We start from the raw sequence: 6,945 nt of genomic DNA on the forward strand, positions 1-6,945 counted from the left end.
TCTTCTGTCGGGATTGCTCAATCGCTACTGGTAAGTATACCACTTCCCCAAATATGGAGGTGTTGTGTTAAGATAAGTCCATATAGAGAGCGAGTCAGAAATTACAGAGAAAACGGGGAGTGGCAGATGAAATTTACCAAATTGCATGGCTTGGGCAACGACTATGTGTACGTCAACTGTTTTGAAGAAACGTTGGCGGGGGTGGATCTTCCCGAACTGGCAAGACGGGTCAGCGACCGCAACTTCGGCATCGGCGGGGATGGGCTGATTCTGATTCTGCCGTCGGAGCGGGCTGATTTTCGCATGCGTGTCTTCAACAACGACGGAAGCGAGGCGAAAAACTGTGGTAACGGCTTGCGCTGCGTGAGCAAGTACGTCTACGACCACGGCTTGACGCAGCAGAAGACGTTTACCGTCGAGACGCTCGGCGGGATCATGAAGCCGGTTGTCTCGCTTGGTGAAGACGGAAAAGTCGAGCAGGTGACGATCGACATGGGCGAACCGCGCTTTGAGCGGGCGGCGATTCCGATGACAGGCATCCCGGAGGAGCAGGCGCGCGAGGAAGTGCTGGAAGTGGACGGCACCGTGTTTACGATGACTGCTGTTTCCATGGGCAACCCGCACGCGATCATTTTCGTCGACGAAGTCCGGGACGAGGACGTGCGCAAATACGGGCCGCAGATCGAGTTTCACGAATGGTTCCCGGAGCGCACTAACGTCGAATTTATCCAAATATTGAATCGGGAAGAAATTTTGTTCCGCGTCTGGGAGCGTGGATCGGGTGTGACGCTCGCATGCGGCACGGGCGCTTGTGCAGCGGCAGTCGCGGCAACGCTCGCGGGCAAAGTCGACAGAAAGGTCACGGTGCATCTGGCCGGAGGCGACCTTTTTATCGATTGGCGGGAAGAAGACAACCGCGTCTACATGACCGGGCCCGCTACCGAAGTGTTCGAAGGAAAGTATGTAGGGCCGATCCCGTATAAATAAACGTCTGTCCCCTTGGGCAAAAGTTTGCGATGAGACAAGTTTTATTGCTTTATCTGAAGCTGTACGATGCCAAACGCAGGGAAAGCAAGCGGGCGCGACTGCTGTTTCTAACCTTTTGACTTTGGCACGTAAAAAAGCCGTTCCGGTCGTTTCAACCGGAACGGCTTTTCTGATGGCAGTTGCTATTTTCCTGCCGCAATGCGGATGGCGGCCTGATGGTCTGGGTCGACCAGGTTGTCTTTGTGGCGCAAGCTGCCAGGGAAGTGAATATCGAAATGCCCGTCAAAATCGTTGTCGGCAATGTACTCGATGCTGTGCGGCATGGACGACATCGAAGCGGCGAGGCGTCTGCCATCTACTTCGACGATGACGGGACGGATGCTCCAGGAAAAGCTTCCTCCCCAAATGCTTTTGATCGCAGCGCTGTCAGCAGCGGTCAGCGGCTCCGTATCCGAGTGGGAAGCGCCGATTGTTCGTTTGACCATGAAGCTTTTTCCGGTGGCAAAATCGGTCACTTTTGCGGTCGCGTTGATCGGGAACAAGTACTGGGCTGCTTCGAACCAGTCGAGATACTCACCGTATTTGGCGCCAGCCGTCGCTGTTTTCGGGATGTGGTGCACCGGAATGGTGACGACCTGGCCGATTTGCAAATAGTCCGACTCAGACAGTTTGTTTACTTGCAAAAACTCGGTAAAAGGGATGCCGTGGGCAATGGAGATCGTCCAGGGCGTATCTCCCTTGACGACCTGATAGCGAGTATTCTCGACCCAAGGCTTGTCCTGCTCAGCCTTTGGCTTTGGCTGGGGCGTTTCCGCTGCCGGCTCCTGCGTCGGGATCAGCAGCTTTTGCCCGATGAGAATTTCGGTTGTTTGGAGGTTGTTTGTATTCACAATTGTTTGAATGCTTACGCCGTGATTGGCAGCGATCTTCCACAGGACGTCGCCGCGTTTCACCGTATAGACGGTAGAGCGGGGAGGTATGTACAACTTTTGTCCAACCAGAATCATGTCTGAAGTCAATTGATTCGCCAGCTTGAGCTGCTCGACGGTAATCTGGTTTTTGTAGGCAATATTGCCGAGCGTATCTCCGGGCGCAACCTGAATCGTTTGGGCAAAGGCCGATGTGACAGGGAGCAAGCCAGCAACCAGTGCAGTCTGCAGGGCGAGACGTTTCCAGCGTGTTGTTTTGAACATGAAAGCCTCCTCGATGCCGTAGCGTGATGTGTGAAGTGGTTCATCTTGATTGTACGCAGCCGGCAGGTCCGCTTTCATCCGGTAAATCTATCCTCCATTGGTCGGCACTTCCACCAGACGCGAAAATTGCATCCTTTTGCCTCGAACGCAAAGCCGCAACAGTGCTTATGGACATAAAAATAGCGCGGTTGCGGCAACAAAGTCGTGCCAGCACCCACGCTATTGAAAACAAATTAAGCGAAAAGTCACCCGTTGTACACCTCATTTAGGTATGCGACGTCATTGCGGTCGAATTGAGGAGTTGTCTTGTTGATTTTGGCCAGTTCCGCCTGCAATCTTTTCAATTCTGCTTCCATCTTACTGATTTTTTCCTGCATAGCCTGTGTTGTCATCGCTGCTCTCTCCTTGTTCCTTGTGGTTTTCTTTTTTTCTAAATTTATTGACAATTCTAACGAAAGCCTGTGGTATTGTAAATAGCTTAATTTTGGATGTAAGCGCTTTAGTTGTGAAAAGTGTGTGAACGCTCGCTCGGATTCGCGCGAGATGGCTGTTTGCAAGGCAAAATGGGGGAAAATAACAGGAGAAGTACACTCGACAGTATGTTCTTCGGGGACAGTCGTGTTATGATGAAGGGTAGACTTAGGGCAGCTCGCCCTCAGGGAAGGTGTGGACTGGTGATTTACTTAGACAACAGTGCGACAACCCGGCCTCATCCAGAGGTGATTGAGACCGTGAGACGGGCCATGGAGAGCTATTACGGAAATCCGTCCTCGTTGCATCAAAAAGGGGTAGAGGCGGAAAACGTGCTCAAGCAGGCACGAAAGGTTGCCGCGCAGTACCTCGGCTGCAAAGAGGGAGAGGTCTTTTTTACCTCCGGAGGCACGGAAAGCAACAATACGGCAATCAAAGGCATTGCCTTTCAATATCAGAACAGAGGGAAGCATATCATTACGACCCAGGTGGAGCATCCGGCTGTCTATGATGTATGCAAACAGCTCGAAAGCTTCGGGTTCACCGTGACCTACCTGCCTGTGGACCGGGAAGGGCGCGTGTCGCTGGAAGACGTGAAGCGTGCCCTCCGGCCTGATACGATTCTCGTTTCCGTCATGCACGTCAACAACGAGCTGGGGACGATTCAGCCTGTTGCGGAAATCGGACAGTGGCTGAAGCAGTTTCCGAAGGTGCTGTTTCACGTCGATGCGGTGCAAGGGATCGGCAAAGTGCCGCTGCGGCTGCAAGATTCCGGGATTGATCTGTTGAGCGTCTCGGCGCACAAGTTTTACGGTCCGCGGGGAGTAGGCATTTTGTACAAGCGCGAAGGACTGATTATACACCCGCTGATAATGGGCGGCGGTCAGGAGGGCGGGATTCGCTCGGGAACGGAAAATCTTCCGGCGATTGCTGGCCTGGCCAAAGCGATTCGGATATTGGAAGAGCTCGGCCATGGCGAGGTCAACAGGCTGCAAGGCTTGCACCAGCAGCTTCGTGAAGGCATCCAGCGAATCGAGGGCTGCATCGTCAATACGCCGGAAGCGGGCGCAGCGCCGCATATCATGAACCTGTCTGTGCCAGGCGTGAAGGCGGAAGTGCTGCTGCACGCGTTGGAAGAGCGAGGCTTCCTCGTCTCCACCAAGTCGGCTTGCTCCTCCAAGGCGAACGAGCCGAGCCGGGTGCTTACGGCAGCAGGGATTGATCGCGATTGTGCGCTGTCCTCGCTGCGCATCAGCCTGGGCCGGGAAAATACGAGCGAGGAAATCGCCCAGTTTTTGACGGCGCTGCAAACGTGTGTAGGTAGCTTGCGCTCGCTGCTCAAGCCGCAAGCTGCGCCAGATCGCAGAAAATAGTGGAAAACGAAACGACCAAAGGAGATAACTATGAACTACGATGTCATTTTGATTCGATATGGCGAGCTTGCCCTCAAAGGCAAAAATCGCGATCAGTTTGAAGATGCGCTGGTCAGAAGCGTGAAAAGCGTGCTGCGCTCCTTTTTCAAGGTGAAGGTGAGACGCAACTACGGACGGATGTACGTCGAGCTGCACGGCGAAGATGCCTACGCCGTCATGGAGCGCCTGAAGCGCGTTTTCGGCATTTCCTCGTTCAGTCCGACCATTCAGGTGGACCCGGATATCGAGACGATCAAGGAAAAAGCGCTGGAGCTGATCCGTCAGTTGAAGCCTGAGCCACGCACGTTTCGCGTCGTTACGCGCCGCGCCGACAAACGCTATCCGATTCCTTCGATGGAAGTCAACCGCATCGTCGGCACGCACATTTTGCGCGCGCTTCCTGCGATCAAGGTCGACGTGCACGAGCCGGAGACGATCGTCAATCTGGAAATTCGCGCGGAAGGCACGTACATTAGCTGTGAAACGATTCCCGGCCCAGGCGGCTTGCCTGTAGGCGTGAGCGGAAAAGTGCTGTTGCTTTTGTCAGGCGGTATCGACAGCCCTGTCGCTGGCTGGATGATGCTCAAGCGCGGGGTTACGCTCGAAGCGATCCATTTCCATAGCTATCCGTTCACCAGTGAGCGCGCCTTGCAAAAAGTGCGGGACCTCGCGCAAAAGCTGACCAAATGGGGAGGAACGGTCCGTCTCCACGTCGTACCTTTTACAGAGATCCAGACGGCCATTCGCGAAAAGTGTCCGGAAGATTACTTGATTACGATCATGCGCCGCTTTATGATGCGCGTCTCTGAGCGTGTGGCGGAAAATACGAAGGCAAAAGCTCTGGCGACAGGCGAGAGTCTGGGCCAGGTCGCTTCGCAAACATTGGAGAGCATGGACACGATCAACAAGGTGATTTCGATTCCGATTTTGCGCCCGCTGATCGGGATGGACAAAGTCGACATTACCGATCTGTCGCGCAAAATTGATACGTATGAGCTGTCCATTTTGCCGTATGAAGATTGCTGCACCGTGTTTACGCCGAAAAATCCTGTGACGAGACCAAAGCCGTACCTCGCGGCCAAATTTGAAGAAGCGCTGGACGTGGAGGCGCTTGTCGAGGATGCGGTAGCACGCACCGTGATCGAAGAGATTACGACCAAGCCAAAAGAAACGACAACCGATCTGTTTTAAAGCTTTTTTATAGAGAAAACGCGTGACAGGGGAGAAGAGGCATGATTATCCGCTATGAGCGTAACGGCAAGGTAAAGCATGGGTGGATGGTAGAAGAGGATCACAAAGTGCGCGTGATCGAAGGGGATATTTATAAAGTCCAAACGGCGAAGCCGATCATGACGGGACTGGAGCTGCCATTGGACGAAATCAGCCTGAAAGCGCCGTGCGAGCCGAGCAAAGTCGTGTGCATCGGCTTGAACTACCGGGACCACGCGGCCGAGATGGGGATTGAGCTGCCGAAAGAGCCGCTGATGTTCTTGAAGCCGTCCACGACTGTCGTAGGTCCGGGCGAGCCGATTGTTTATCCTAAGCTGACCGGGAATCTTCACTATGAAGGCGAGCTGGCGGTTGTCATGAAAAAGGAAGCGAAAAAGGTAAAGGCTTCCGAGGCGGATGACTACATTCTTGGCTTTACGTGCGCGATTGACGTAACTGCCCGCGATTTGCAAATGAGCGATGGTCAATGGACCCGAGCAAAAGGCTTCGACACGTTTTGCCCGCTTGGACCGGCGATTGCGGCGAAGCTGGATTATGCCAATCTGCGCATCGTGACGCGCGTAAACGGAGAAGTGCGGCAGGACGCCAGCACGAAGCAGTTGATCTTTACCATCCCGCAGCTAGTGGAGGCGGTATCCGCAGTCATGACTCTTCGGCCTGGCGATGTCATTTTGACCGGAACACCTTCTGGCGTGGGCGAGCTGAAGGTCGGAGACGAAATCTCTGTCACGATTGAAGGGATTGGCACCTTGACGACACATGTCGTTGCCGAGGAATAGTTTTTGGTTTTGGGAGCGACTGACAGAAGCGGCCCCCTTCTTTTCGGGAAGGGGGCTTGCTTTTTCCTTCTATCTATATGTGAAGGAGCTGCTGTTTCGCATCTGTGCACGGCGGAAGGAAAAGCGCTCGGCTATTCTTTTACGTTCGGATCGTCGTGGATCGGATGAGCCGACGGGTCCTGGCGCGGCAAGTCTTGATGCATTTGACGTGTTTCGTAAGTAAAGCGAGTCGTCGTGGAATGCTGTCCTGGCTCCCAGCCAGTCGCTTTTCCAAGGCGAGCTTCATTGGTGGAGGCGCCGTATGGACCTTCCGGAAACTCCTCCTGGAGAATTTCGTTGCGCTGTGATTCAACTGTCGATAACTCACTGTATTGTTCGCTTTGGTCGTAGGTTGGTTTTGGATCCATCGTAGCACCGCCTTTTTAAAGTGAGGTAAGGCAAAAAAAGACAAACAGGGGTGTTTTTGCAGGAGTTGCACGCATAGTGTGAAATAAAAAGGGAATCACTATTCGTTTTTTGGTTGACTTATGGCTTGAGTTTCGTTATATTTAAATTCTGCTTCAAAAAGTCACCTCGATTGAAATTTTAGCGTAAAAAAAGTGAAAGAAAGTCTTGACTCAACACAGGTGATTTTGTTATATTAGATCTTGTCGCTGCTGAGTACAGCAAAATGGTTGAAAAACCTCTTGCAAAACAAAGCGTGATGTGATAAGATCGAAAAGTCGCCTTTGAGCGATTGGTTGATGAAAATGCTCTTTGAAAACTGAACAGCGAAAGCGTTGATGAGTCTATCATTAATGATTTGCCAGCTTTGAACCAGAAACAAACTTTATTGGAGAGTTTGATCCTGGCTCAGGACGAACGCTGGCGGCG

At 52.9% G+C, this 6,945-nt stretch carries 7 protein-coding genes; 4 read left to right on the top strand and 3 right to left on the bottom strand.

What is annotated here, in order from left to right; translation table 11 throughout:
* Nucleotides 1-126 precede the first annotated feature (126 nt).
* Complete coding sequence (dapF, locus tag AC3WJN_RS16470; RefSeq protein ID WP_005833589.1) at nucleotides 127-987, top strand: diaminopimelate epimerase; 861 nt, start codon at nucleotides 127-129, stop codon at nucleotides 985-987.
* Between the two features lie 182 nt (nucleotides 988-1,169).
* Here the strand turns inward: dapF and AC3WJN_RS16475 are convergent, their stop codons facing one another.
* Both AC3WJN_RS16475 and AC3WJN_RS16480 read right to left on the bottom strand, forming a co-directional pair.
* Complete coding sequence (locus tag AC3WJN_RS16475) at nucleotides 1,170-2,180, bottom strand: LysM peptidoglycan-binding domain-containing protein (RefSeq protein WP_122952682.1); 1,011 nt, start codon at nucleotides 2,178-2,180, stop codon at nucleotides 1,170-1,172.
* 245 nt (nucleotides 2,181-2,425) lie between these two features.
* Nucleotides 2,426-2,572, bottom strand: a complete 147-nt coding sequence (locus AC3WJN_RS16480; RefSeq protein ID WP_005833584.1) for a hypothetical protein — start codon at nucleotides 2,570-2,572, stop codon at nucleotides 2,426-2,428.
* 282 nt (nucleotides 2,573-2,854) lie between these two features.
* Here AC3WJN_RS16480 and AC3WJN_RS16485 point away from each other — a divergent pair, with 282 nt between their 5' ends.
* Genes AC3WJN_RS16485 through AC3WJN_RS16495 form a run of 3 tightly spaced genes read left to right on the top strand, consistent with a single transcriptional unit; the run spans nucleotide 2,855 to nucleotide 6,072 of the window.
* On the top strand, nucleotides 2,855-4,024 hold the full coding sequence (locus AC3WJN_RS16485) for a cysteine desulfurase family protein (RefSeq protein ID WP_025843945.1): 1,170 nt from the start codon (nucleotides 2,855-2,857) through the stop codon (nucleotides 4,022-4,024).
* 30 nt (nucleotides 4,025-4,054) lie between these two features.
* The gene (thiI, locus tag AC3WJN_RS16490; protein WP_005833580.1) at nucleotides 4,055-5,254 is read left to right on the top strand and encodes a tRNA uracil 4-sulfurtransferase ThiI; all 1,200 of its coding nucleotides are present in this window, start codon (nucleotides 4,055-4,057) and stop codon (nucleotides 5,252-5,254) included.
* Between the two features lie 41 nt (nucleotides 5,255-5,295).
* Nucleotides 5,296-6,072, top strand: coding sequence for a fumarylacetoacetate hydrolase family protein (locus tag AC3WJN_RS16495; RefSeq protein WP_005833579.1), 777 nt, complete (start codon nucleotides 5,296-5,298; stop codon nucleotides 6,070-6,072).
* Between the two features lie 131 nt (nucleotides 6,073-6,203).
* On the opposite strand, the gene AC3WJN_RS16500 is transcribed toward AC3WJN_RS16495, so the two are convergent.
* The gene (locus AC3WJN_RS16500) at nucleotides 6,204-6,479 is read right to left on the bottom strand and encodes a hypothetical protein (RefSeq protein WP_309478774.1); all 276 of its coding nucleotides are present in this window, start codon (nucleotides 6,477-6,479) and stop codon (nucleotides 6,204-6,206) included.
* Nucleotides 6,480-6,945 lie beyond the last annotated feature (466 nt).

The sequence above is a fragment of the Brevibacillus sp. FW306-2-1A-C05A genome, from assembly GCF_058781555.1.